At 46.7% G+C, this 24,954-nt stretch carries 24 protein-coding genes; 22 read left to right on the top strand and 2 right to left on the bottom strand.

The window, feature by feature from the left end:
• Positions 1–129: 129 nt before the first annotated feature.
• The 10 genes from FE296_RS17720 to FE296_RS34080 all read left to right on the top strand — a co-directional run bounded on the left by FE296_RS17720 (position 130) and on the right by FE296_RS34080 (position 11,125).
• Positions 130–1,074, top strand: coding sequence for a MerR family transcriptional regulator (locus FE296_RS17720; RefSeq protein WP_124116556.1), 945 nt, complete (start codon positions 130–132; stop codon positions 1,072–1,074).
• A 265-nt stretch (positions 1,075–1,339) separates the two neighbouring features.
• Entirely contained in the window at positions 1,340–2,890 is a 1,551-nt protein-coding gene (locus FE296_RS17725) for a phytoene desaturase family protein (protein WP_124116555.1), read from the top strand.
• The gene (locus FE296_RS17730; protein WP_150365838.1) at positions 2,887–4,350 is read left to right on the top strand and encodes a phytoene desaturase family protein; all 1,464 of its coding nucleotides are present in this window, start codon (positions 2,887–2,889) and stop codon (positions 4,348–4,350) included. Before FE296_RS17725 ends, FE296_RS17730 begins: the two co-directional genes overlap by 4 nt.
• Positions 4,347–5,219, top strand: a complete 873-nt coding sequence (locus FE296_RS17735) for a phytoene/squalene synthase family protein (RefSeq protein ID WP_150365839.1) — start codon at positions 4,347–4,349, stop codon at positions 5,217–5,219. The genes FE296_RS17730 and FE296_RS17735 overlap by 4 nt, the downstream gene beginning before the upstream one ends.
• Positions 5,219–5,986 (top strand): carotenoid biosynthesis protein, encoded by a 768-nt coding sequence (locus FE296_RS17740; RefSeq protein ID WP_150365840.1) that lies wholly within the window; start codon positions 5,219–5,221, stop codon positions 5,984–5,986. Before FE296_RS17735 ends, FE296_RS17740 begins: the two co-directional genes overlap by 1 nt.
• Complete coding sequence (locus FE296_RS17745) at positions 5,955–6,716, top strand: lysophospholipid acyltransferase family protein (RefSeq protein ID WP_124116551.1); 762 nt, start codon at positions 5,955–5,957, stop codon at positions 6,714–6,716. The genes FE296_RS17740 and FE296_RS17745 overlap by 32 nt, the downstream gene beginning before the upstream one ends.
• Position 6,717: 1 nt before the next feature.
• Positions 6,718–7,866, top strand: a complete 1,149-nt coding sequence (locus FE296_RS17750; RefSeq protein WP_150365841.1) for a glycosyltransferase family 2 protein — start codon at positions 6,718–6,720, stop codon at positions 7,864–7,866.
• Positions 7,863–9,344, top strand: coding sequence for a phytoene desaturase family protein (locus FE296_RS17755; RefSeq protein WP_124116549.1), 1,482 nt, complete (start codon positions 7,863–7,865; stop codon positions 9,342–9,344). Before FE296_RS17750 ends, FE296_RS17755 begins: the two co-directional genes overlap by 4 nt.
• Positions 9,345–9,671: 327 nt before the next feature.
• Positions 9,672–10,739 (top strand): type 2 isopentenyl-diphosphate Delta-isomerase, encoded by a 1,068-nt coding sequence (fni, locus tag FE296_RS17760; RefSeq protein ID WP_124116548.1) that lies wholly within the window; start codon positions 9,672–9,674, stop codon positions 10,737–10,739.
• Positions 10,740–10,933: 194 nt separating this feature from the next.
• A complete protein-coding gene (locus FE296_RS34080; protein WP_411860586.1) occupies positions 10,934–11,125 on the top strand; it encodes a hypothetical protein in 192 nt (63 codons plus the stop codon).
• 231 nt (positions 11,126–11,356) lie between these two features.
• Here FE296_RS34080 and FE296_RS17765 read toward each other — a convergent pair whose 3' ends face one another.
• Positions 11,357–11,575, bottom strand: a complete 219-nt coding sequence (locus FE296_RS17765; RefSeq protein ID WP_223868924.1) for a helix-turn-helix domain-containing protein — start codon at positions 11,573–11,575, stop codon at positions 11,357–11,359.
• A gap of 173 nt (positions 11,576–11,748) precedes the next feature.
• On the opposite strand from FE296_RS17765, the gene FE296_RS17770 reads away from it, so the two are divergent.
• The 4 genes from FE296_RS17770 to FE296_RS17785 all read left to right on the top strand — a co-directional run bounded on the left by FE296_RS17770 (position 11,749) and on the right by FE296_RS17785 (position 15,274).
• Positions 11,749–12,396 (top strand): hypothetical protein, encoded by a 648-nt coding sequence (locus FE296_RS17770; RefSeq protein WP_124116546.1) that lies wholly within the window; start codon positions 11,749–11,751, stop codon positions 12,394–12,396.
• Between the two features lie 88 nt (positions 12,397–12,484).
• Entirely contained in the window at positions 12,485–13,282 is a 798-nt protein-coding gene (locus FE296_RS17775; RefSeq protein ID WP_124116545.1) for a hypothetical protein, read from the top strand.
• Between the two features lie 176 nt (positions 13,283–13,458).
• On the top strand, positions 13,459–14,802 hold the full coding sequence (locus FE296_RS17780) for a transcriptional regulator (protein WP_223868925.1): 1,344 nt from the start codon (positions 13,459–13,461) through the stop codon (positions 14,800–14,802).
• Positions 14,803–15,103: 301 nt separating this feature from the next.
• Positions 15,104–15,274 carry an aspartyl-phosphate phosphatase Spo0E family protein gene (locus tag FE296_RS17785; protein ID WP_101313549.1) on the top strand — a complete coding sequence of 57 codons (171 nt, stop codon included), beginning with the start codon at positions 15,104–15,106 and terminating at the stop codon, positions 15,272–15,274.
• A gap of 82 nt (positions 15,275–15,356) precedes the next feature.
• Here FE296_RS17785 and FE296_RS17790 read toward each other — a convergent pair whose 3' ends face one another.
• Complete coding sequence (locus FE296_RS17790; protein ID WP_150365842.1) at positions 15,357–15,806, bottom strand: hypothetical protein; 450 nt, start codon at positions 15,804–15,806, stop codon at positions 15,357–15,359.
• 214 nt (positions 15,807–16,020) lie between these two features.
• Between FE296_RS17790 and FE296_RS17795 the strand changes: the two genes are divergently transcribed.
• The 8 genes from FE296_RS17795 (at position 16,021) to spoIIR (ending at position 24,756) form a co-directional block, all read left to right on the top strand.
• Positions 16,021–16,491, top strand: a complete 471-nt coding sequence (locus FE296_RS17795; protein ID WP_223868926.1) for a GNAT family N-acetyltransferase — start codon at positions 16,021–16,023, stop codon at positions 16,489–16,491.
• A gap of 193 nt (positions 16,492–16,684) precedes the next feature.
• Positions 16,685–17,785, top strand: a complete 1,101-nt coding sequence (gene ychF / locus FE296_RS17800) for a redox-regulated ATPase YchF (RefSeq protein WP_124116543.1) — start codon at positions 16,685–16,687, stop codon at positions 17,783–17,785.
• 210 nt (positions 17,786–17,995) lie between these two features.
• Positions 17,996–18,595, top strand: coding sequence for an SUKH-4 family immunity protein (locus FE296_RS17805; RefSeq protein WP_150365843.1), 600 nt, complete (start codon positions 17,996–17,998; stop codon positions 18,593–18,595).
• A 472-nt stretch (positions 18,596–19,067) separates the two neighbouring features.
• A complete protein-coding gene (prfA, locus tag FE296_RS17810; protein ID WP_124116542.1) occupies positions 19,068–20,135 on the top strand; it encodes a peptide chain release factor 1 in 1,068 nt (355 codons plus the stop codon).
• Positions 20,136–20,159: 24 nt separating this feature from the next.
• Positions 20,160–21,044 carry a peptide chain release factor N(5)-glutamine methyltransferase gene (gene prmC / locus FE296_RS17815; RefSeq protein ID WP_150365879.1) on the top strand — a complete coding sequence of 295 codons (885 nt, stop codon included), beginning with the start codon at positions 20,160–20,162 and terminating at the stop codon, positions 21,042–21,044.
• An 85-nt stretch (positions 21,045–21,129) separates the two neighbouring features.
• A complete protein-coding gene (locus FE296_RS17820; protein WP_124116541.1) occupies positions 21,130–22,350 on the top strand; it encodes an FtsW/RodA/SpoVE family cell cycle protein in 1,221 nt (406 codons plus the stop codon).
• Positions 22,351–22,619: 269 nt separating this feature from the next.
• Positions 22,620–23,840 carry an FtsW/RodA/SpoVE family cell cycle protein gene (locus tag FE296_RS17825; protein WP_150365844.1) on the top strand — a complete coding sequence of 407 codons (1,221 nt, stop codon included), beginning with the start codon at positions 22,620–22,622 and terminating at the stop codon, positions 23,838–23,840.
• 256 nt (positions 23,841–24,096) lie between these two features.
• Positions 24,097–24,756: a stage II sporulation protein R gene (gene spoIIR, locus FE296_RS17830; RefSeq protein ID WP_124116539.1), complete on the top strand. Its 660-nt coding sequence runs from the start codon at positions 24,097–24,099 to the stop codon at positions 24,754–24,756.
• Positions 24,757–24,954: the final 198 nt, after the last annotated feature.

Raw genomic sequence — 24,954 nt, forward strand, 5'->3', positions numbered from 1 at the left:
CTGAGCGTTGTGTATAATGAGTGTATTATTTTTGTAGAATGTTAGGGTTTTCATATGCCTGACAAGGACGGGGAACCAATGATATAACCTTTGAAATCTGGACATTTAGGAAAGAAAGTGGGTAATAAGGTGTATTCCATCAAACAAGTCGCTGCCATGCTCGGTATCCCGACGGTGACGCTTCGGGCTTGGGAGAATCGGTATAGTGCGGTCACCCCTGAGCGGACGGAATCGGGTTATCGAATGTATACCGAAGAGAATGTTGCGGATCTGCGCTGGTTGAAAGAACAGGTTGAGCTACATCAGACCAATATTTCGGAAGCGGTAAGGATGTTGAAAGTAAACAAATTAAATCCGCCCGAGGCTGTGCCCACGCCGATCATGGCTCCGGTGCCTACGATGGAAGAAGCCTACGCACGCATGGCAGATCAGATCTATGACTCGCTCTACAACTTTCAGGGTGAACGTGCCAATGGTTTGATTGATTTTGGGTTCACCATGTATGGGTATGACTCGATGTTCTATCATGTGTTGGTGCCCATTCTGGTTCGGGTTGGAGATGCATGGGAGCAAGGCAGGGCTTCGGTAGCTCAGGAACACTTTATGACACAGCTGATTTCACAGCGGTTTTATCAGTTTTTCCATCTGTTCCCGATCTATCCGCATCTGCCCAAAGTTCTGGCGTTGTGTCCGGAAGGGGAGCACCATCAGGTTGGTTTGCTGCTGTTCTCTCTCTTTATGCGTAAAAATGGAGCGGAAGTACTATATCTCGGTGCGAACACGCCAGAGGAAGGTGTCTTCCCGATTATTCGGGAGCAAAAGATCAAGTTGGTCTGCCTTTCGATCACAAGTCCGGGGCTTCTTGAACGGTGTGATCAGCTTATAGAGCGAATCAAAAACGAGTTTCCGCATATTCGCTTCGTACTTGGTGGAAAGGGCTATGAGCGTGCGGAACATGCTCGTTACCCGCAATGGATTATGCCAGAGGATTCAGCGAATTGGCAGTCATGGATAGAACGTGAATATCTCGCAAATCGACCACCTGGTGCGAGGTTTGGACAGGCAAATAACTAAACATAATCTCAAATGATATGAATAGGTTAGGGAATACAGGACATCCTTTGACGAAAGTGATCAAGGGGTGTTTTTTGTGTTTATAAATGGAGTATCCACGTATTTTGACCGATGGGTCATTTTTTGGTTTACAAGTTCGTATAATATTTGTATTATATTTGTATAATGTTTTTGCTAGTTACCGCTTAAAGTGTTCTTGGGCGGTTTAATAATAGGTTAGGGGCTAGAGAACTATAGGAACTCCCTACATAGAAAGGTGAGTGGCATGATACCGAATCAACAACGCAAACGTGCAGCTGTTATTGGCGCAGGTCCGGGTGGACTTGCAGCAGCGATGTTATTGTCCGGTCAGGGGTACGAGGTAGATGTGTATGAGAAACAGCCAGTCATCGGGGGGCGTTCTGCCAGATTGGAACTGGGTGGATATCGATTCGACCGGGGTGCTACATTTTTGATGATGCCTCAGCTGATTGAAGAGATGTTCGACGTGGTGGGACGCAAGTTATCCGATTATGTGCATATGAAAGAGTTAACCCCACTGTACGCACTGAACTTTGGTGATAAGGTGTTCACGCCTTCTCGTAATCGGGAAGATACAGCTGCACAGATTAAGGAATTGTTTCCGGGCAATGAAGACAATTACCTTCGGTTCATGCAAGAAGAAGAAGTGAAGTTTGGCAAAGTCATGCCTTTGCTCCGTCGTCCTTTTGGCAAGCTGACTGACTATTTACGCAAGGATGCGGTAACAGCTCTACCCAAGCTTGATGTTCACAATACAGTCTATGGAATCTTGTCCCGCTATTTTACAGATGAGCGTCTACGCTGGGCATTTACATTCCAATCCAAATACCTTGGCATGTCTGCCTGGGATTGTCCGGGCACCTTTACCATATTATCGTTTATTGAGCATCACTACGGATTATTCCACCCCATTGGCGGCGTGAATCGGATCTTCCAAGCCATGGCTGATGTCGTGGAAGAATACGGAGGACGAATACATACTTCCACCCCGGTGAAACAGGTCATCGTTCGCAATGGTCGTGCAGAAGGTGTGTTGCTTGAGAACGGTGAGCGCATCGATGCGGACCATGTGGTGGTGAACGCTGACTTCGCACATGCGGTGAATCATCTTTTCGAACCAGGCGTGCTTAAGAAATATACCCCGGAGAAAATGAAACGCAAAAAGTATTCCTGCTCTACAGCAATGCTGTATCTGGGTGTGGATGGTGAGGTGGACCTGCCGCATCACTCGATCTATTTTCCCGAGGACTACCGGTTGAACGTTGATGAGATTACAAAGCACAAAATGTTATCAGCCGATCCATCTCTATATATTCATAACCCTTCCAGACTTGATTCGACGCTGGCACCGGAAGGGAAATCTGCTTTATATGTTCTTATGCCTACGCCTAACCTTACCGCAGACATTGATTGGGAGGCAGAACGGGAGAATGTGCAAGAGGCCATGATGAAACGCATGGAAGGCATTCCTGAGCTGGCAGACATACGCAGCCGTATTGAAGAATGTATGCTGTTCACTCCACTCGATTGGGAGACTGAACTGGATGTGTACCGCGGAGCAACGTTTAACATGGCACATAATTTGGGTCAGATGATGTACCTGCGTCCCCATAACCAGTTTGAAGAGTTGAAAAGTGTATGGCTGGTAGGCGGCGGAACACATCCGGGCAGCGGATTGCCAACGATCTTTGAATCGGCTCGAATCAGCGTGAGGCTGATTCAGGAAGAGGACGCTCGCACGCGCTTGAAACCATCCTCTTATGTGAAGACGGCAGAAGCCGGAGGGCATTCATGAAGCGGGCCGCCATTGTAGGGGCAGGGATTGGCGGACTTACTTCTGCGTTGTTGTTGAACCGTCAGGGATGGGATGTCACCGTGTATGAACGGGGTACCCGCGTTGGCGGACGCATTGGATATGAGCAGGAAGGCGAATACCGGATCGATCAGGGGCCGACCATCGTGCTTCTGCCGGAGATGTTACTTGGCATACTGGAGGAAGCGGGCGTAGATCGTTCGAAGATTGAGTTGCTTCGCTGTGATCCGCTATACAGAGTGCACTATCACAGTGGTCGTGTCATGACCAAGATGACGTCACGTGAGGAGCAGACGGCTGAGATTGAACGTTTGTTCCCGGGAGAGAGCCGGGGATTCACACGATTCATGAAAGACATGGACACGTTATTTCCTGCAGGACGGGCAGCGTTTCTGGAACGGGCTTTTCCGCGCAAAAGGGATTTCTTCACACCTTCTCTCATGTCACTCATGGGCAGATTGCGTGCACACAAAAGTGTCCGGAAAGCGGTAGGGGATTATTTTCAGCATGAGGAATTGCTAGACGCTTACTCGCTACAAAGTCTATACATCGGTGGATCACCATTTGGGACGCCAGGCATCTACTCCCTGCTTCCCTATGCAGAGCATGAATATGGTATCTGGATGGTGAAGGGCGGGTATGCAGCATTGCCGGCCATTCTGGAACAGGAACTGATCTCACGTGGTGGACGTGTTGTGCTGAATGCGGAAGTTACAGGCCTCACGATTGAAAATGGTGTATGTGAAGGTATAGAAACGGCAGCAGGCGCAGAACATGTGGATGCAGTTATCTATAATGGTGATTTTCCCCATCTCTCGGGATTGCTTGGTCAGTTGCCTAAGGCTCCGCGGAAAAGAAAACCGTATCGCCCATCTTCCGGATGTGTATTGCTCTACGTTGGCGTGGACAAAACCTGGGAAGATACAATGACGCACCAGTTCTTCCTGCCACCGAGTCTTGAAGGCAGTTTGCAGGAAGTGTTCAATCAGCGACGCATTCCGGCAAAGTCCTCATTTTACGTATTTAATCCGGTCGCATTGGATGAAACTGCAGCACCTCAAGGACAGAGTGTATTATACTTCCTCATTCCGGTGCCTGATGCCGAAGGTGTCGACTGGGATCAGGAGAGCGAAGCTTTGGCAGAACGTGTACTGGAAGAAGCGGAGCAACGTGGATTCCCGGGACTTCGTGCAGCGATCAAGTGGAAAAAGGTGCGTACACCCGCTGATGCAGAGCGAGACGGTCTCTATGGTGGCGGAAGCTTCGGTATAGCACCTGTATTGTTCCAGTCCGGTGTTTACCGACCGCAACCCAAACCATTCCCTAATATAAAGGGATTATATGCCGCAGGAGCATCTGTACATCCAGGTGGCGGAGTGCCGATTGTAATGCAGAGTGCACGTATGGCCGTCAATCAACTCATGAAGGAGATGGGAACATGAATGAAGCGATTTTGAGCAGGTGTGAAGAGTTGATGCAAAAGGGTTCTTCCTCTTTTTATCAGGCCTTTAGAGGGCTGCCAAGTCCACGTCGGGAAGCGGTATATGTCATTTATGCCTTCTGCCGCATGATTGATGACAGTGTAGACGAGCCGGAATATTCGCCATATACGATTCACGAGATCCATGATTTGTTTGATCGACTAGACGACGCGGAAGGACACTTTATCTGGCCAGCACTGAGATGGTTGTTCAGCAGTTTTCCTCATCTGGATAAGGGCCCATTTTTCCGTCAGATGGAAGGGCAGCTCACAGATCTTAAAATAACGCATTATGCAACGATGCAGGAACTGGAGCATTATTGTTATCTGGTAGCTGGAACTGTAGGCGAGATGTTGTTGCCTGTATTGCGGGATGATAACGGCGCGGAAGTAGCCATGAACGGGATTGCTTTAGGTAAAGGGATGCAGATCGTTAATATTATTCGGGATGTTGGTGAAGATCGGGCCAGAGTGCGCCGGTATGTTCCGCTGGAGATCATGGAGAAGCATGGTTACACCGAGCAGGACTTTGAAGACGGGGTCGTGGACGAACGTTTTATTGCCATTGTTCATGAATTAAAAGCTGCAGCATTGAACTGGTTCCGTATTGGCATGGATCGTCTGGATACGTACCCAACAGAAAGTGCATTTTCCATCGAGCTGGCAGCAGCCTTTTACTCCACCATTCTACACGCGGTTGAACGCAACGACTATGACGTATATACCAAACGGGCATATGTTAGCGATGAATTGAAACTGGAGATGCTGGGTGCGATTGTGAAACGTTACCCGATGCTGGCCTATCAAGCTTCCCGAACGGCGGTATCCTGATGATCCAGTGGCTTTACTGGGCGTGGTATGTCATTGGAGCAACCTTGATGCTAACGATCGGTGTGCCTGACGTATTATCTTTTTCAAATGGATTATTTCTAATCTTCTACGCATTGTATGTGCTGGATCTGATCTATCAAGGGCGTAATCGGACAGGCCTGTCCGACCAGTCAGTCATTTGGCTGAAACCCGGACTTTGGATTTCTTCTGTAATCATCTGGCTGGGAGGCATGGGCGTGGAGTGGGTAGGGGTTCATACTCACTGGCCCTTTGGCGAATATGCATACTCGGACTTCTTCGGGATTCATCTGTTCAGTGTGCCAGTTACACTCGGTTTCGCCTGGATTGCAGTGGTTGGTAACTCGGCGCTGTTAAGTGGCGGGGGTTCAACCTGGCCTGGCAAATTGCTTCGAGCAGTGAAGACCGGGTTCTGGGCGATTGTTCTTGATCTGGTGCTCGACCCTGTTGCGCATGCAAGAGGATTCTGGGAGTGGCAAGCTCCAGGTGGATTCTACGGTGTTCCGTGGACCAATTACATAAGCTGGTTTATCATGGGTGCATTCCTATCCCTCTTCCTTCCGGCCATGCCTGGTGACCGTAGCTCTTTGCTGCGTGCAAAATGGCTGTATCAGCTGTTTATTCTTCTGTTCGGCCTGCTTGCCCTAAAGGAAGGAATTACGGGCAGCTTTATCATCGCCATTGCTGGTGTGCTTCTTGCCGAAGGGAGCTGGCTCTATGATTCGCGCCGTAAAATCAAAACCGTTTAATCATATTTTTGCCTTATACAATCACTATTATCTGCTGCGTCGGCGCTTCCGCTCCTTCACGCTCACGGGGTCACTGGACCCGCAGGTGGACATCAGGGACAACTCCCCGATTGATCCGACTCGTCCGGTGATCTACTTCATGAACCACAGTTCCTGGTGGGATGGTCTGCTGCTCTATCATGCGGCCAGGAAGACATCGCAAGGAGATCATTATGTGATGATGGAGGAGCAACAGCTGCAACAATATGCTTTTTTTCGTAAATTGGGTGCGTATTCAATCAATAAGGAGAGTGCGTCCGGTATTCGTACCTCCCTGCAGTACACCAGTGAACTGCTGGATTCGGGCAAAAGAGTCTGGATATTTCCGCAAGGAGAAATATTGCATCAGGAGGCGAGACCAATTCGGTTCCGTCCAGGCATCGGATTGCTGCTTCGCCGCTCCCCAAATGCCATCGCCGTACCCGTAACCTTATGCCATGGGATGGTCCAGCATGATCTACCGGAAATATCGATGCAGGCGGGCCCGCCTGTGATGGAAGACTGGAAGACGCTCAAGAGTGAAGAGATTGCCTCCAGACTCGGCCTTTTGTTGGAAGAGCAGTTAGACGATCACAGATCAGAGCTTGTACGGTTGGGACAGGGAAGTTTGCCAGATGCGCTTCCGCTGATTCGTCATGTACGTTCGACAAGTGAAAAATACGATGCCACGCGAAAGCGGGTGAACCGTTAGGATGAATGCATCTGAAATCTTCTGGATTGTGCTTACCTGCATATTAGGCATACAGTTGCTGTTCGCTCTATGGAACGTCTCCTGTCTGCCCAAAGTACGTTTATTCCGGGCAGACAAGATACAACCACCAGACCTGCTGGTCTCGGTACTGATTCCAGCCAGAAATGAAAGACTACATATCGAAGGATGTCTGGAAAGTGTACTCGCGAGCGAGACATCGGGATTCCGGATGGAAGTGTTGGTGCTGGATGATCGCTCCGAAGATGAGACAGCGGCCATGGTCCAGGCAATCGCGGAGCGTGATACACGTGTACGACTGCTGCATGGTGTCGAACTTCCCGAGGGCTGGATGGGGAAATCCCATGCGTGTCACAGGCTGGTTCAGGAGGCCGAGGGAGAATGGTATATGTTCGTAGATGCGGATGTGCGTCTGGAACCAAGTGCGATTCGACAGACTCTTGCGGCAGGGTGTGAGCAGAGCGGGGGTCTGGTAACCGGTTTTCCTTATCAGGTAACGAAGACTTGGATGGAAAAACTTGTCGTACCGATGATGGTTTTCACCATCATTAGTCATCTGCCCATTTTCATGATACGCAGATCATCCAGTCCGATGTTTGTAGCCGCTACGGGGGCTTTTTTGCTGATTCATCGCTCCAGTTACGAAGCATCCGGTGGTCATGCTGCCATTCAAGCGCATTTGGTGGATGACATGAGTCTTGCCAAAGCAGTCAAGCGTGCAGGTCATCCGGTGATGCTGACCGATGTGCATGACGTAACAAATACCCGCATGTATCAAAACGGTGTAGAAGTATGGAATGGATACAAGAAAAACATGTACGAAGGTATGGGCCGCAAAGACGTACTGCTGCTGGGTACGATGTTGATGTATACACTGATGTACATTGTGCCTCCGTTGGGCTTGATTATTGGACTCCTTATGGGTAGTTCGATGTCCATTCTGTATGGACTGTTAGGAACATTATTAGGTATGGCTGTGAAAAGAGTTGCAGATCATGCTGGCGGACAACCGTGGTGGCTTGCCCTTCTGCAACCGGTCAGCATGGCCTGTGTCATTGCCATCGGACTCGCTTCCTGGCAGGCAGGACGCTCCGGCAAGGGGTATGTATGGAAAGGTAGGCGGTACAGTTGAGAGGTAACGTCATTATAATCGGTGCAGGATTCGGAGGTCTGTCGTGTGCGATACGACTGGCTTCACAAGGTGTGCAGGTGACCATTCTGGAACGGCAGGAACATGTAGGTGGCAAGCTGCAGCAGATTGAGCGGGACGGGTATCATTTTGACCGAGGACCGAGCACGATCACGATGCCATCCACTTTTCGTTCCGTCTTCGACCATGCAGGTGTTGCGATGGAAGATTACGTACAGCTATATGAGTTAGAGCCGCGCACGCGTAATATATTCGCAGATGGCACAGTGGTAGATTTGTCAGGTAATCGCGGGTGGATGAAGGAGCAGATCGCAGCGTACAGTCCGGAGGATGCGGCTTGTTATGATGCATTTATGGATGAGTCTGCTGCGCTATATGCGGAAGCCAATCGCCATTTTCTCGGTAAATTGCTGCTGTCTCCTTCTGACAAATACAATCTCCAAATGCTGCGCAGCCTGCTCCGCGTGAGGCCAACGGTGAAGCTGGATAAGCTGCTGCGTTCGTTTTTCCAGCATCCGCATACACTCGCTATGTTTGGACGGTACGCGACCTATGTAGGATCATCGCCGTATCAGTCACCTTCGATCTTTGCCATGATGGGGCATGTGGAAGCAGAGGTGGGCATCTACGGAGTTAAAGGTGGAACTTATCAACTGATCGAAGGAATGACTCGTCTGGCACGGGAAAAAGGTGTGCAGATCATTACCGGTACAGAGGTCCGGCAGATTGTTGTTCGGAATGGCAAAGTGGCAGGTGTGGATACGGACCAAGGCTTCCGGGAAGCCGATCAGGTGGTTGCCAATGGAGATGTGCTTAGCGTGAATCGACTGCTGCTCGCACCGGAACATCGGAAAGAGATGAGCGATGCCCGCATACGGAAATATGAGCCCTCCATTTCGGGATTTGTGACGCTGGCAGGTGTTCGAAGGCAATATGATGCACTGTTGCATCATACGGTTTTCTTCCCGGAACGGTATGAACCGGAGTTCGACCATATTTTCCGCGACCGTAAAATGCCAGACGATCCCACAATCTACATCTGTTATTCCGGTTATTCGGAAGCGGGCATGGCTCCGGCGGGAGCCAGTAACCTGTTCATTCTGGTCAATGCCCCCTACTTGTCGGATTCATGGAATTGGGATCAGCAGACGGAACGTTACGGAGCGTTTGTGCTGGAACAGTTGGCAGGACGGGGAATAACGGGGTTGAACCAATCCGATGTGCTGATCCGATATACGCCGCGAGATATCGAACGAGATACTTTGGCGCATCAAGGGTCGATCTACGGCATATCGTCCAACTCGGTGAAGCAGACCTTCATGCGACCGGGCAACCGAAGCAAAGATGTACAAGGACTCTGGTATGTGGGCGGAACAACGCATCCAGGCGGTGGAACCCCAATTGTAACGTTGTCCGGACAGCTTGTTGGTGAGCAGTTGGCATCGGAAATATTGAGATAAGTTTGTTGTGCAGGATGATGGAGTGAAATGTGTTCTGTTGATCCATGTGCGTGTGCATCGTCTCTGCTAACCAGCTTTGAAGGTGCGACGGAAGATCCGTGTTTTTGAGTAGGCATGTAATAGCGGTGCCCTGAGGATCAAGTGAGACATTTGGTAACAGGGCATCCTTTCAATAGGTCGATTGGAACGTTATACTGGATAGAGTTAATTTGTAATGCTTATAGGATTGATGTTTTTGTCTTTTGCAAAAAGACGTATATACATAGAAGCAAGGAACGGGCAGGTTATCCTGTCGATCCGCACGATTCTCACATAGGAGGTCTCATCATGAATGAACAAGAGCGAGCCGGCGAACGGCTGCTTCCCGAAGTGGCTACGGGAGAACGGAAGCTAGAGCACGTGCGCCTCTGTCTTGAGGAGAATGTGGCAGGAGAAGGGGTAACCAGCGGCATGGAGCGGTATGCTTTTCGTCATCATCCACTGCCGGAACTGGATTTTGAAGAGGTGCATCTGGAGACTTCGTTTATTGGCAAAAAAGTACGCACACCCTTGCTCATCAGTTCGATGACGGGGGGAAGCAAAACAACGGGCGCCATCAATGAGCGCCTCGCCCGAGTAGCAAACGCCAGAGGCTGGGCGCTCGGCGTAGGTTCGATCCGGGCTGCCGTGGAACAGCCGGAACTGGCGAGTACCTTCGATGTGCGGCGCTGGGCACCGGATATCCCGGTCATTGCCAACCTGGGTGCGGTGCAGTTGAACTATGGGTTCACAACAGCTGACTTCCAACGTGCAGTAGATATTGCGGGTGCGGATATGCTCGTGCTTCATCTGAACACGTTGCAGGAAGTCTTCCAGCCGGAAGGTAACACCAACTTCAGTGGATTATTTCAACGGATTGAAAACTTGTGTCGTGAGCTAGACGTGCCTGTTGGCGTAAAAGAAGTAGGGTTTGGCATCGATGGCGTGACGGCTCAACGCCTATATGAAGCGGGTGTCGCGTTTATCGATGTAGCCGGGGCTGGAGGTACAAGCTGGGTGCAGGTAGAGAAGTACCGCAACAATAACCCGGTACGCCGGGCAGCTGCGGAAGCTTTTGCCGACTGGGGCATTCCCACAGCGGAGTGTATTCAGGAAGTGCGGGCGCTGAACCCTACCGGTGCCCTGATTGGTAGTGGTGGACTGCACACTGGCGTGGATGCGGCCAAAGCCCTCGCGCTCGGGGCAGATCTCGCTGGTTTCGGTCGATCTCTGCTCGAATCCGCAGTCGCTTCGGATGATGCGCTGAATGAGCGGTTGGAACAGGTTGAGTTTGAACTTCGTACTGTCATGTTTGGCATTGGTGCAGGTCAGATTGAAGATCTGAAGCAGACAACACGTCTGGTGGAACGGCGGTAGAGTGAGGGTGGAAATACAGGTGCGAACCCCAAGCTCACATGATTTCCCTGGGGGATTCGCACCTCGAATTTTGTCGAAAACATCGTTTTCGTGACCTTTTGGCAACACATGTGTTCGTTGAAGGATGCTTTTTATCACAAATGTTTCTATGATTTGGTATAATGATTGAGAATGCGTGATAATGTTTGAAATTGATGACGTTATTACGTGTGGTTTTGCTGTCGCACTCCGTATGGAGTGCGTGGATTGAAATAGGGATCCCGCTTGATTTCAGCCAGGGCGGTAGTCGTCGCACTCCGTATGGAGTGCGTGGATTGAAATTGATCATTCGTATACAGCCTTGGTGCTATTCCAACGTCGCACTCCGTATGGAGAGCGTGGATTGAAATAAACCAGTGTCTGGCGGCGGCATTGACTTGTCCGTCGCACTCCGTATGGAGCTCAACTTATCAAATCCTTAAAGCTCCTTATCTATTTTGTGCTTGTTTTAACATAACCAGAATTCAGTAGTAAGCCAAACAAACCGTCCAAAGTAAACATGGACGGTTTGTTTGTGTTTCTCTTTGAAATTGAGAAGGTGAGGGCTCCATTGACAATGCTCAGCCCAGTTTGTTTTTTTACCCCTTGTCATCATCCGGTATGTACTCCAAAACATCTGTAAGAGTGTAATCATTTCCTGTCATTGCCCGTAGAGTGTTCACGATATTATTCAACGTATCTAAATCAAGCCTTTTCGTTTTTCCTTCGCACAGATCATAGATAAGGTTCGGTCTAACTTTTGCTTCTCTAGCCAGTGCATTTTTAGTGACGCTGGCTGCATCTAAAGTGTCGCCCAATCTTATTTTTCATACAAATAGCCAATCCTGCCTTTCGCTGTATTCAAAAGCTGATCGTCCAAAATATATTATGTCGCCTTATAGGAAGGTTTGTCGAAAACTAACCAAATGAATGCAAATAAGCTATATTTGAAATGTAAATATATCTCAAAATAGGAATTGGAGGAATTGAAATGGTGAAAAGATTTATGGTCATGTTATCAGCTTTATTGCTTGTAGCAAGCTTGTTTGGAACTGCATTTGTATCAGCAGATAGTGTTAATGCAGATTCGGTCAAAGTAATTACGGAAGAAAACCTACAGCGAGCAATAACTGAAGGCTCTTCTCAACAGCCTATTGCCTCTATTGAAGTAAGCAGTCAAGAAGAGGCCGATAGAATCATAAAAAAAATTGAATCTATTGAGCCGATAGACGTGGAAGTGTATAGACAATCAGATAATATCTCGACAGATAATGTTTCTCCTCAAGCTGTCCAGGTAGCTAAAGTTAGAACCCAGCCTACATACACATATTATCAAAAAAATGGAGTTACTGGTCATATTGAAGTATACTTAAAGATATGGGTTGAAGGCGGCGATATTGCCACATGGATCAGTAGTGTAAAAGGATATGCTGCAGCAGCTACTAATGCAGAAGGAGTAAGAATGAATATTAATTATATCAATTTCTTGCCTCTTAAAACTGTGAATATTACTGAGGAAAGTGATATCAAAATTAATTTTGACACTAGCATGATTATGGTTGAGGGATACGCGACTGTGAAATTAACTGGCGGTTGGTCGAATGCTGATGTATTCTTTGATTGGGAACATTATTTCTAATTCTAGTACAAGTATTATATATTCGGCGTGTGGCGACAGCTACACGCCTTTTGCTTAAAAACTATATTTCTGTAAGGAGTCAATTGATATGATTGAAAAAACTCTTTTTAAAATAGATAGCGGTGGTCTCAATACATTGTATAGTGATCCAGAGCATGAAGAAGTATTGAAACAAGAGGTTTATTTTATTCAAGAAAACATGATAGTAGTTAGAAAAATTTTAGATAGTGGAGTGGCATTTAACGAAATTGTATTCGAAAAGCAGGATTTAAAAGAAGTTATTTTGTCTAATGTGGATATACAGTTTGCCTTGTTCCAATTCTATATGATCTATCAGGGTGAACTTCAAGCGGGGACCAACCAACCTAAGTATGTAGGAGAACTATACTATCCAGAGTTAGAAGGTCAATTAAATGAAAAACTGGTCATGAAGCTACTTACGCTTTTCGACTCTCTACGAGTTGCATACAAAAACGGGAAGGTTCATATTCAGATTACTTTATCAAATCCAGATTCGATGAAGAAAGTATACGATGGCTATCATACGTTGTATACGGAGGGGCTCTTAAATCCATTTATTTTGTTCTTTTTAAGTAGGGTAAGAGGGCAAGCATTGATTCACACTCCTTATGTCACTTACCAGTATAGGCCGAATACATCAGAAATCTGTGATTTAGAAGTTACTCAACAAGAAATGAAATTTATTGAATTTGTTCAGCTACAACTAGCCTTAGCTCCTTATTTTATATGTTATTGTGTGGGTTGGAGGGAAGAAGAGGTTATGGATAGTACAGAGATGAAGAAGCTGGCTAAGTATTTTCCAAATGTCTTTTTTCTTTCAACAACAGATGTCTTTCTGTCTCAGATGCTTCTAATCAGCAAATAATAATAGAATGCTAACTAGCCGAGCGTAATATCGTTCGGCTTTTTTAATGTGATAATAGATATGTTGAATTTAAATAAAAGTAAATTATTTACAAGTAAAATATTGATATTAAATTCAAAAATATAGTATTATTTAATTGACCATTGCTTAATTTTGCTTGGAAAGGTGGTGTACCTTTGAAATCAGTAGCCACAATACGTGATCATTTAGCAGACTACTTAAAAACGAACCATATGACACTCAATCAATTCTCTGAGATATCGGGAATCAACTCAGGGACGTTGAGTGGTACGCTGAACGGGCTGCGTACCATTGGCATGCAGCAGTTGGATCGACTAACTGCCGGGATGGGTTTAACAGAGGGTTACTTCTATGAATTATACATACATGAGTGTTTTGTACATACAAGCCCGGATTGGCGAAGACTGGGGCCTTTTTTATACCGTTGTGCCGAACTCGGTAAGGTCGATTATATGGAAGAAGCCGTTAATCTAATTATGGATAATCTTTCCTATGCACCGCTTTTGTTCGAATTGGCTGAACAGTTATATCGTGAAGGGAAGTTAGAAGCGGCCAAGCCCTTGTATGTATGTGTAGCCGAGGGTGAGAAAATGCAACATTCTGAACGGTTGGCTCTAAGTCAGTATCGTTTGTTCACAATCGGGCTTTCCAAGGATCAGATGAGTAATCTTGCACTTGCTACCCAGTTCGAGTTTTTTGTAGATCGGCTAGACGAGCCTTACCAGCTGGATGGACTGAACGATCTGATGAATGTGTATGCTTCATTGCGTCGATGGGATAAGGTGAGGAGCCTTGCTGATCAGTTAAAGTTAAAAGCAATGATCCATTATGAATTGAAGAAAAAAGTAAATGTAGCGGAAGATAACCCTAAAAAGCAAATTATATTCTATGTTTTATACGCTTATTTGATGCTTGGAGAGGCTTGTTTTTATTATGAAGAATATGGAGAAGCACTTCAGTATGTTTCGTTGTACACCGATTATAGTTGGATAAATGATCCGAGCGAAGAGGAAACCGTTGTTATTCGTCAGTTCGAGGAATGGGCAGAAGGCAATCGATATCTATATGAACTAATGTCAGGTAAAACAGAGGTTATCCAAAGTTATATGAACTATATCTCGGAGAGAGAAAATGAGATCTTTCCTGCTTTATGTGCGATTGTAAATGCAGCGAATCGGTATGATATGAACATTTCTTCAATTCTTGAAAAGTATCAATCTTATTTCATGTATCAGGACCAAAGCAGTCGTATTGGAAAAATCAGCGAGCAATATACGAATGATCAATATGGCACTTTGCTTGTGGGCCTAGGTACATACTATTTAAAACATCAAGATTATAACAGAGGATTTGAGTTGATTCTTAACGGTTTGGATTTTGCAAATAAAATTAAGAATAAAGATAGTATTCTAGAGTGTATAAAAATATTTGAAGAATTTCGGTATTATGCAGTCGAAGAAGCTAAACTACGATACAAAAAAATGATTCGGGAGGTTTGATGACGAATGAAGATGAAATTGGCAATATTGATAGTTACATGCAGTATCACAGTAGGCGTTGTTTTTCCTACTACTCAACCCATCCCCGTTGAAAAAGACCGTCCAGTAATCGTGACAACTAATGGCCACGGCACAGGGAGTTAAACAGCATTTCTGAAAATACGCTTTTTGAATATGAGCTGCTCCCTCAAGTAGAATGGGTAATTGTCTACGTTGAAGGGAGCTTTTTCGTGTTGGAGTTCACTTGATTTCCTACTAATTAGCAGAATGGACTAGAATGTTACAACAGGGAGGGGTGAATATGGATTGTGGTGAGCTCAAGTTGCAGATCGAAGCAGCGAGACAAAAGCTCTATCAACTCAAGATGGACTATGGAAATCTGCTTCATCCTCATGTTATACAGCAATCTATGGTCTTGGATGATTTAATTAATCAATATAATCAGGTTAAAATAAAAAAGCCGATTGAATAATACAATCGACTTTGGGCGAGAAACTTTGGTGGGTCGCTCGCCCCTATATTTTAACATAAGTCCACAGAGCGAAGTATCGTTATTACATACATTCATCTTTCACAGTGACATTCTCATTGGTTACAGTGACGTAGGAATTGCCGGACAAGTACTCCGTATAACCGCAAACTGTTTTGTTATAGGTTTTACCGCGGCTGTCCGTAAACGTTAAGGAGACGGCGCCCTCCCCGGAAAGTTTCAGCTGCGGGGCGAATTTCACGTTTGCTCCGCTGGGAATATCTTTGTCGAATACGTAGGTGGAGCCACTCGCATTGTTGTTGTTGTTGTTGTTGTTAAACGAGTTGTCACCTTGGGCCAGGTTAGCCTGAATATTGGTGAGATCATAGTCGGACTGGTTGTGGATCGTGATCCTTAAGTGACGAAAGGGATCGACTGCATTTAGAAAACTCTTAAAGGCGATGATGCCTATGACGATTAAGATGGCGGACAAGATAATGATTTTCCTTTTGGAGAATCGGCGACGTGTGTACAATATAATGCACTCCTTTCCTATGAGGTATAAACGATGGGAAGAGATCAAAAGTTATAGATAGAATGGATACATATGAAAATTGGAGTTCAAATCGTCAGAATTACTTCATGCGCCAAGCGGGAGAACAGGATAGAATAAGATATTAGCAGTACATATAGGACTGAACAGAGATCCTACATAATGAAGATCACTCGAAATAAGGAGGGGAATTAAGTTGGAACTTTCTCCAATGAATCAGGAAGATTATGCGAGTTTTCGCATTCGATCGATTAAGGATTTTGCACAGGAAAAAGTAGAGGCCGGCACTTGGGCAGAGGAAGAGGCGCAGCAACTTGCCGAGGAATCTTATGAACGTTATCTGCCAGAAGGCTTGAACACACCCGGAGCGTATCTCTACAATCTGATGCATCCTGTGGACGGAAATGTAGGGTATATCTGGTTTAATATCACGGATAATCGTCGTGGCAAAGATGCATTTTTACTAGACATTGTGGTTGAAGAAGCACATCGCGGTAAAGGGTATGGAACAGAGACGATGGAGGCGCTTGAACAGACGGCCTTGAATCTTGGCGTGGATCGCATTGGCCTGCATGTGTTTGGACATAATGTGCGTGCGAGCAGCCTTTATCGCAAGATGGGATATGAGGTAACGGATCTTACCATGTACAAGGAAATCAAAGGGTAAACCTAAAAGCGGATAATCTAGGCTGAAAGTTATCATCTACGCAAAACAAATCATCCGCAGTAACCGGGGATTTCGGGAAGTGAATGGGGCTCTGGTCGAATTGGCGAAGTTCCTTGATGCCTTGAGGTTTGTCATATATAATGTATAGGATTATCCATACCGAACAAGTAATCAATGAGGAGTTGTCATATACATGGCTTTGAAAGCAGGAATTGTAGGGCTTCCGAACGTCGGAAAATCTACGTTGTTTAACGCAATTACACAAGCAGGTGCCGAATCGGCAAACTATCCGTTCTGTACAATTGACCCTAACGTGGGGATCGTTGAAGTACCCGATGAGCGTTTGGACAAACTGACAGAACTCGTTGTGCCTAAGAAAACAGTACCAACGGCGTTTGAGTTTGTAGATATCGCAGGTCTTGTTCGCGGCGCGAGCAAAGGTGAAGGTCTTGGTAACAAGTTCCTTGCCCATATTCGTGAAGTAGATGCAATTGTACACGTGGTACGTTGCTTTGTAGATGAGAACATTACACACGTCGATGGCAAAATTGACCCGGTAAGCGACATCCAGACAATCAATCTGGAGCTGATCCTGGCCGATATCGAGAGTGTTGAGAAGAAAATCGATCGCTCCAAGAAAAACATGAAGGGCGGCAACAAGTCTGCCTCTCAAGAAGTAGAAGTGTTGGAGAAAGTGAAGGCTGTTCTGTACGATGACAAGCCGGCACGCAGCATGGAACTTACGGATGACGAGCTTCTGATCATACGCGATCTGCACTTGCTTACCCTGAAGCCTGTTCTGTACGCAGCCAATGTAGCTGAGGACGAAATCGGCGACGTGGCGAACAATGCTTACGTGCAAAAAGTAAGAGAATTCGCAGCTGCTGAGAATGCAGAAGTGGTGCCAATCAGTGCAAAGGTTGAAGAAGAGATCTCTGAGCTGGAAGGCGAAGATAAACAAATGTTCCTGGAAGAACTCGGTATCGAGGATTCCGGTCTGAACCTGTTGATCAAAGCGGCTTACAAATTGCTCGGTCTGTACACATACTTCACAGCAGGCGTACAGGAAGTTCGTGCATGGACAATCCGTAAAGGAACGAAAGCACCAGGCGCAGCGGGTGTCATTCACACCGACTTCGAGCGTGGATTCATCCGGGCAGAGGTTGTTTCCTACGATGATCTGGTTGCAGCGGGTTCCATGAACGGTGCCAAAGAGCGCGGACAACTTCGTCTTGAAGGTAAAGAGTACGTTGTAAATGACGGCGACGTTATGCACTTCCGTTTCAACGTATAATCTAAAAATCGAGATTAAAGACGGGTCAGCCTTCATGGGCTTACCGGTTAAAATAAAGAACAGCACTACTCTCTTTCGTGGAGAATAGTGCTGTTTTTGTGTACCATTTTTACGCAGTGGAACTTGCAGTTTGATTACGTTTTCGCTGGATTGTTTACCCGTGATGGATATAATAAAAGGAAAGAAGTAACCATTGAGGAGGTGGCAAGAATGGATAAAACATCCCGGTTAATTCGATATGATCCTCTGCTTATAGAAAAAACAAATTTGTCCGGAGAAACGCAGGAATTGCTGCTTTATTCTGGCTTGCCACAGCTCACCTTGAATGATGAAGATGTACTTGGGATCAGGTTCGATCCGCTGCCAGATATGGGGTTGATGAGCATATCGGACGATCTCAAAACGTTGCTACCTATTGGGTATGAGTGGGATGAGCAGACGGCTATACTCGGACTGGAATCGAGAACAGGCATAATGTATAGAGTGGATGTGCCGACCGGAGAATATGCTGTAATGAACAGTAGTATCCACCTGTTTCTGGCGTATCTCAGCAGGTACAAGGAAATCGTGCAGGAGCATTCCCGAGCTAATGAGCCAACTGTCATGACACTAGAACAAGTGCAGGCGAAGCTGGAGGCGTTTCGCCGTGGAGAGATTAAACCTCATTTGCAGAAGAAAGATCAATCTGGAAGAGTAGAAGCGGTGAAGCAGCTTCGTTTATTTTATATAGAGAAAGACCCTGTAAGTATGCTTGATGAGGAAACATGGTGGAGTGTTGTGCTTGAACAGTTAGAGGATGAATTGCTCTAGCAACGCTGATCAGTGAAGGGGGTTTCCCAGGATCGTGGAGGCTAAGGTGTAGATTATTCTTGGTGAGTTGCCTGGTTTGCATAAAAATATATTGTTCGCACCGTGAACTGTTGCTGTTCATAAGCTTAAGCATATGCTATAATTAAGAGTCGTATACCCATGATGAACTAATCGTTCTAATCGATAAGATGAGGCGGGGTTTTCAGGAGGTAGGCGATTTCTTTATATCACTTTAAAAGTAAAGGATTTGATGACGTTGTAGCGAGGTTATACGTCGATCATATAACACGGAATTCGAATGAGATGCTGCGGTCAGGGGATTCCGATGAATCCTGTGGTTTGTGGAATTTTGAATGATAGATATTTTGAATTATAGATATGTAGCAGGTATGAATGTAGACGAATAGTGCATGTGGAATCTGTATGGAAATGAACATATGCATGGACCAAATAAAACGTGAGGTGACTATACATGTTGGATAAATTACAGGCGTTAGCCGACCGTTATGATAAATTGAGCGAGCTTTTGTGTGACCCGGATGTGGCGAGTGACAACAAAAAGTTGCGTGAATACTCCAAAGAACAATCCGATCTGCAACCGACTTATGAAGCGTACACTGAATACAAACAGGTAAGTCAGGATCTCGAAGCTGCAAAGGAAATGCAGGGTGAGAAACTGGATGACGAGATGCGCGAAATGGTCAAAATGGAAATTGACGAACTGAGCACTCGCCAGAAGGAACTGGACGAATTGATTCGTGTACTCATGCTGCCAAAAGATCCGAATGACGACAAAAACGTTATTGTTGAGATTCGCGGAGCAGCTGGTGGAGATGAGGCAGCGTTGTTTGCAGCAGATCTGTATCGGATGTACACACGTTATGCAGATGCACAAGGCTGGCGTGTAGAGCTGATGGACGTTAACACAAATGATCTCGGTGGATTCAAAGAGGTTGTTTTCCTGATCAACGGACGTGGCGCATACAGCAAAATGAAATACGAAAGCGGCGCACACCGAGTGCAGCGTATTCCAACAACTGAATCCGGCGGACGTATCCATACGTCAACTTCAACGGTTGCGGTTATGCCTGAAGCCGAAGATTTCGATATCGAAATTCATGATAAAGACATCCGTGTTGATACGTTCTGTTCCAGTGGTGCTGGTGGACAATCGGTTAATACCACGAAATCTGCAGTACGGGTAACGCACGTTCCAACGGGAATTGTGGCGACATGTCAGGATGGAAAATCACAGAACTCCAACAAGGAAAAAGCGTTGCAGGTTCTGCGTACACGTATCTTCGATATGAAACGTATGGAAGAGGAAGCGAAGATCTCTGTTGAGCGGAAAAGTAAAGTGGGAACGGGCGACCGCAGTGAGCGTATTCGTACGTACAACTTCCCGCAAAGCCGTGTGACGGATCACCGTATCGGTCTGACGATGCACAAGCTGGATCAGATCATGAACGGGGAGATTGAAGATATCTTGTCTGCACTGACGATTGCTCAGCAGACCGAGTTGATGGATAGAGGAGAATAATCTGTGACCCGCGCGCAGTTTGTCATGACGCCGGAACAGAGCTGTCGGGAAGCCTTCGTGGAGGCTTCCTCTTTTTTGGAGAAGTGCGGCGTGTACGAGCCGCAAAACAATGCTCGGCTGCTGCTGGAACATATACTCGGCGTTTATGGCGCCGCGTATTACATGATGCAGCCGGAGCCTTTTCCCAGCGAGCATCGCAGCGGCTGGGAGGACGCCGTCACGCGAAAGGCTGCGGGTGAGCCGGCGCAATACATTATCGGCAGCCAGGAATTCTATGGGCTGCCGTTCGAGGTCACGCCGGCCGTGCTGATTCCGCGGCCGGAGACCGAGCTGCTCGTCGAGGCTGTGCTGCGCGAAGCCGACCGCGTGTTTCCTGACGGCGCTCCGCTCGCCGTCGATATCGGCACGGGCAGTGGTGCCATCGCGGTGACGATGGCTTCACTGCGCCCGCGCTGGCAGGTCGGCGCCGGGGATCTCTCGGCGGCTGCCCTGCAAGTGGCCGCGCGGAACGCGGCCGCGAACGGGGTACAGATCGACTTCCGTGAAGGCGATCTGCTGGCCCCGTTCGCCGGGGCCCGGGTGGACATCCTGGTGTCCAACCCGCCATACATCCCGGCGGCGGATATCGCCGGGTTACAGCAGGAGGTGCGCGATCATGAGCCGCGCATGGCACTGGACGGCGGTCCGGACGGGCTTGCACCGTACCGTGTCATGCTGGAGCAGTTGGCGCTGCTGCCTGCGCCGCCGCAGATCATTGGTTTTGAGCTGGGCCAGGGGCAGGCTCGCGACATCGCAGCTCTGCTTGAATCGGCGGGACATTGGCCGGAAATTATCATTGTACCGGACCTTGCCGGAATCGAGCGGCATGTCCTGGGTGTTCGTACTTCGGAACAGGTGACGAAAATGTAAGGTTCCGCGGGTTTTCTTTTTGCCGTGAAATCCTCTACAATGAGATATACCGAAGATTTCTGAATGCTTGGGGGAACATAATTACATGCTGCACAAATTTAAAAAGATAGACTATTCTATTGTCTTTATACTCGTTATTCTGATGGGTATCAGTATTTTGTCGATTTACAGTACAACGTTTGGTCGTCCAAAGCTGGAGGGACTCCCGAAAAGTGCAGTAATATTTTATATTTTGGGATTCGTAGTCTTTTTTGGGATGTCGATGATCAACTATAAATTCATAATCAAAAATTATTTATATATCTATGGCGTGGGTATGCTGCTGCTCATTTTCGTAATGTTCTTTGGTAAAGAGTACTACGGGGCAAAAGGTTGGCTGTCCATCTTCGGGGTCAGCTTGCAGCCTGCTGAGTTGTTCAAGCTATGCCTGATTGTGTTTTTATCAGCCTTTTTGGCCCGAAAGAAGAATCGTCCGCTCTATTTTGGACGTGATGTTATTCCGATTTCACTCTGTGTTCTGCCGCCGTTACTACTCGTATTGCTTCAAAATGACTTGGGAAATGCGTTGAGTTATGTTGTCATTCTTGTGGGTCTATTATGGATCGGCAACATTAAATTTACGCACGCCCTCATTGGTTTTATTATTGCTGTGGCTACCTTTATCGGTGGTACACAGGCATATATTCATTATCATGATGAGATTGTTAAATTCCTGAATGACATTGGACGTTCGCACTGGGCGGATCGTTTTGACCCCTGGCTTGTACCAGAGCTGACCTCAAGAGATGTACTCTGGCAGACGTATAATGCAAAGCTTGCGATTGGTTCTGGCGGGATTACGGGCAAAGGTTATATGGAGGGCACAACGATTCAGTCGAATCGGGTGCCGCTGGCCTATGCTGACTCGATCTTTGTGCAGATTGGGGAAGAATTTGGCTTCATCGGTGCCTCGGTACTGCTTCTCCTGTACTTTATCCTGATTCACAGGCTGGTGCTGATTGCACTGGAGTGTAAGGATCGAGCGGGGCCTTATCTCATTGTTGGGATTATAGCGATGCTGCTCTACCAGATCTTTGTTAATATTGGTCCATTCATTGGTCTGATGCCGTTGACAGGGATTACGCTGCCGTTTATCAGTTCGGGTGGTACCTCCATTATGATCAACATGATCAGCATGGGTCTTGTGATGAGTATTAAGGTCCACACGGAAGAGAACGAGGATATTCTTGGCTCTGCGGAACAACCAAGTATTACCGATTTGGTGATGAAATTGTTAAGACGCAAGCCATCCCAGCAGGAGCAATAAGTTCTCGAATCAAACCGTGAACTAGCACGTCAGATTTATGTATATAAGCTAGATAACTATAGAACCCTGGAACAGATCAGCCCAAGTCACATTGGGGTGGATGTTTTGGGGTTTTTATTGTTTTTAGAGTGTGAGTCAGGCCATTGAATGGTTTGATTGTCACCCTGAAGCATCCAGATTTCCATTTTATTATCCAATTATATACAATGGTAATATTGAGTTTAATTGGAAATCATAGAATGCTATATTTCAGGGGGATGGACGGCGTCATGTTGAGAATGTTGAAAAAGATGGACGGTTTGATTCTTTTTGTAATGCTGTTACTCATGATTATTAGTGTATTTGCGATTTACAGCGGAACGCAGACAGATGCCAAACTGGCAAATCATCATGTCAAAACGATTTATTTCTATGTGGCCGGGTTCATTGCGGTGCTTATGATCGGGCTAGTGAATTACAAGTTATACGTGAAATATGCGTTTTATTTGTATGGCTTGGGGATCATACTATTGATCCTTGCGAATGTCCTGGGCAGTTCGATCAATAATGCTAACGGCTGGCTGAAGCTGGGCGAGAACTTTTCTTTTCAACCGGCAGAGCTGTTCAAGATGATTCTGATTCTGTTTCTCGCCCATTTGATCGTGAAGAGACAACGAGGCACGCTGAAATTTTGGAGAGATATTGTGCCGATTGGCTGTTGGGCGTTTATTCCGTTTGCCCTTGTTATGGCTCAGAATGATCTGGGAAATGCACTGGGGTATGTGGTGATTCTGGCTGCGGTATTCTGGATCGGAAATATGAGGCTGAAGCACGCATTGATTGCACTGGCGATTGTGGGAGTGGCGTTCTTTGGTTTTGTTAAAGCCTATACCTTCTACCATGATGAAGTATTTACTTTTCTTGAAAAGATAAAACGTGAGCATTGGGCAGAGCGTATTGATCCCTGGCTTGTACCGGAAAAGGCTACCTCCAAAGCTTCCTGGCATACGAAAAATGCAGGTTTAGCCATTGGTTCAGGGGGCATCATCGGCAAAGGTTACTTGCAAGGAACATCCGTTCAGAGTGGACGAGTCCCCTACACGTATTCTGATTCCATTTTTGTTGTGATCGCAGAGGAGTTTGGCTTTGTTGGTGCATCCGTACTGATTCTGTTGTACTTTATTCTGATTCAACGTATGGTGCTGATTGCTCTGACTTGCAGAGATCGCGCTGGACCCGTCATCATTGTAGGTATTATCGGAATGTTGTTGTATCAGGTTTTTGAGAATGTGGGGGCATTCCTCGGACTGATGCCGCTCACAGGCATTACGTTACCGTTCATCAGTTACGGCGGCACCTCTTTGCTTATTAATATGGCTTGTATCGGTGTAGTCATGAGCATTAAGTTGTACGGGCAAGAAGAGGAGGATGAACTTCTGATGGGGGAGCAGCAACCTCGGTTGTCGGAACGTTTATGGAATATGCTCAAGAAAGAGAAAAGTGCTGTGTAACTGTTGAGTCGGTGTAGGTGAAAAGTAAAGTAGTGAGACGTATAACGTGAGCGTTCGTAGGAATAAAGAGGTTGATTTGCCCTGTAACCAGGCGCAGATCAGCCTTTTTGATATGACTGGTGAGCGAGTGTAAATAATAGAATCGATTTAGCAGATTTATTGCAAATGCTAGGTTTACTTCCGTCTCTACCGGGCATACTGATAGACATGAGAGAGTTGCAGGTAGCGTGATCAGAGAGCCGAGGGGGAGAACGGAATGAGCAGAAGAACTGTAAAGCAAATTGGACTTATTATTGTATGTCTTATGATGATTATCATGATGTGGGAAGGTCAGAAAACGGATGCAGCTGTGGCGGCCACAGCGATTCCTGAACAATCGATTCGCTTGCGTATTCTAGCAAACTCGGATGCACCGGGAGATCAATTGGTAAAACGTGAGATTCGGGATGCTGTCGTTGCTCAGATGGGCGAGTGGGTAGCCGAACTGGAGAATCCGCAAAGTCTGGATGAAGCGCGCAAGGTTATTCGTGAGCATTTGTCCGAGATTGAGAATAGAGTAGGAGAAGAGTTGGCCAGTCGCGGTCTAAATTATGAGTATCAGGTGGAGCTGGGTTCTGTTCCGTTCCCGACCAAACTATATGGTGGCACTGTGTATCCTGCCGGAGATTATGAAGCGGTTCGGATCACGCTGGGGGAAGGCAAGGGTCAGAACTGGTGGTGTGTGTTGTTCCCGCCGCTGTGCTTCATTGATGCAGGGACTGGGGATGCACTGGCGAAACCTTCAACGGTATCGGCCGCAGCTGCTGAACCAGGAGATGCCGAGGCATCTGTGCAGGGAGAGACACCGGAGGCGAGATTCTTTCTGTGGGATATGGCTGTAAAACTATGGAGTTGGGTAACTGGATTGTTCGTATAACAACGAATTTATACTATACATAAGGGTGACTTCGATTCAGGGAGCTGCCCTTTTGATATGAATTGGTGGCGAGGTTATAGTGAGACTCATGCGTGGAGTGAAGTGTGAAGGGCATCCGAGGCGGGACAGGTATGTTATAATTACTTATATTGAATATGGAGTATGAAGCGAAGTGAACAAGGATGTGTATGGAGTGTA

This window comes from Paenibacillus sp. UASWS1643 (genome assembly GCF_008693195.1).
In the GTDB taxonomy this organism is placed as follows: Bacteria; Bacillota; Bacilli; order Paenibacillales; family Paenibacillaceae; genus Paenibacillus; species Paenibacillus amylolyticus_B.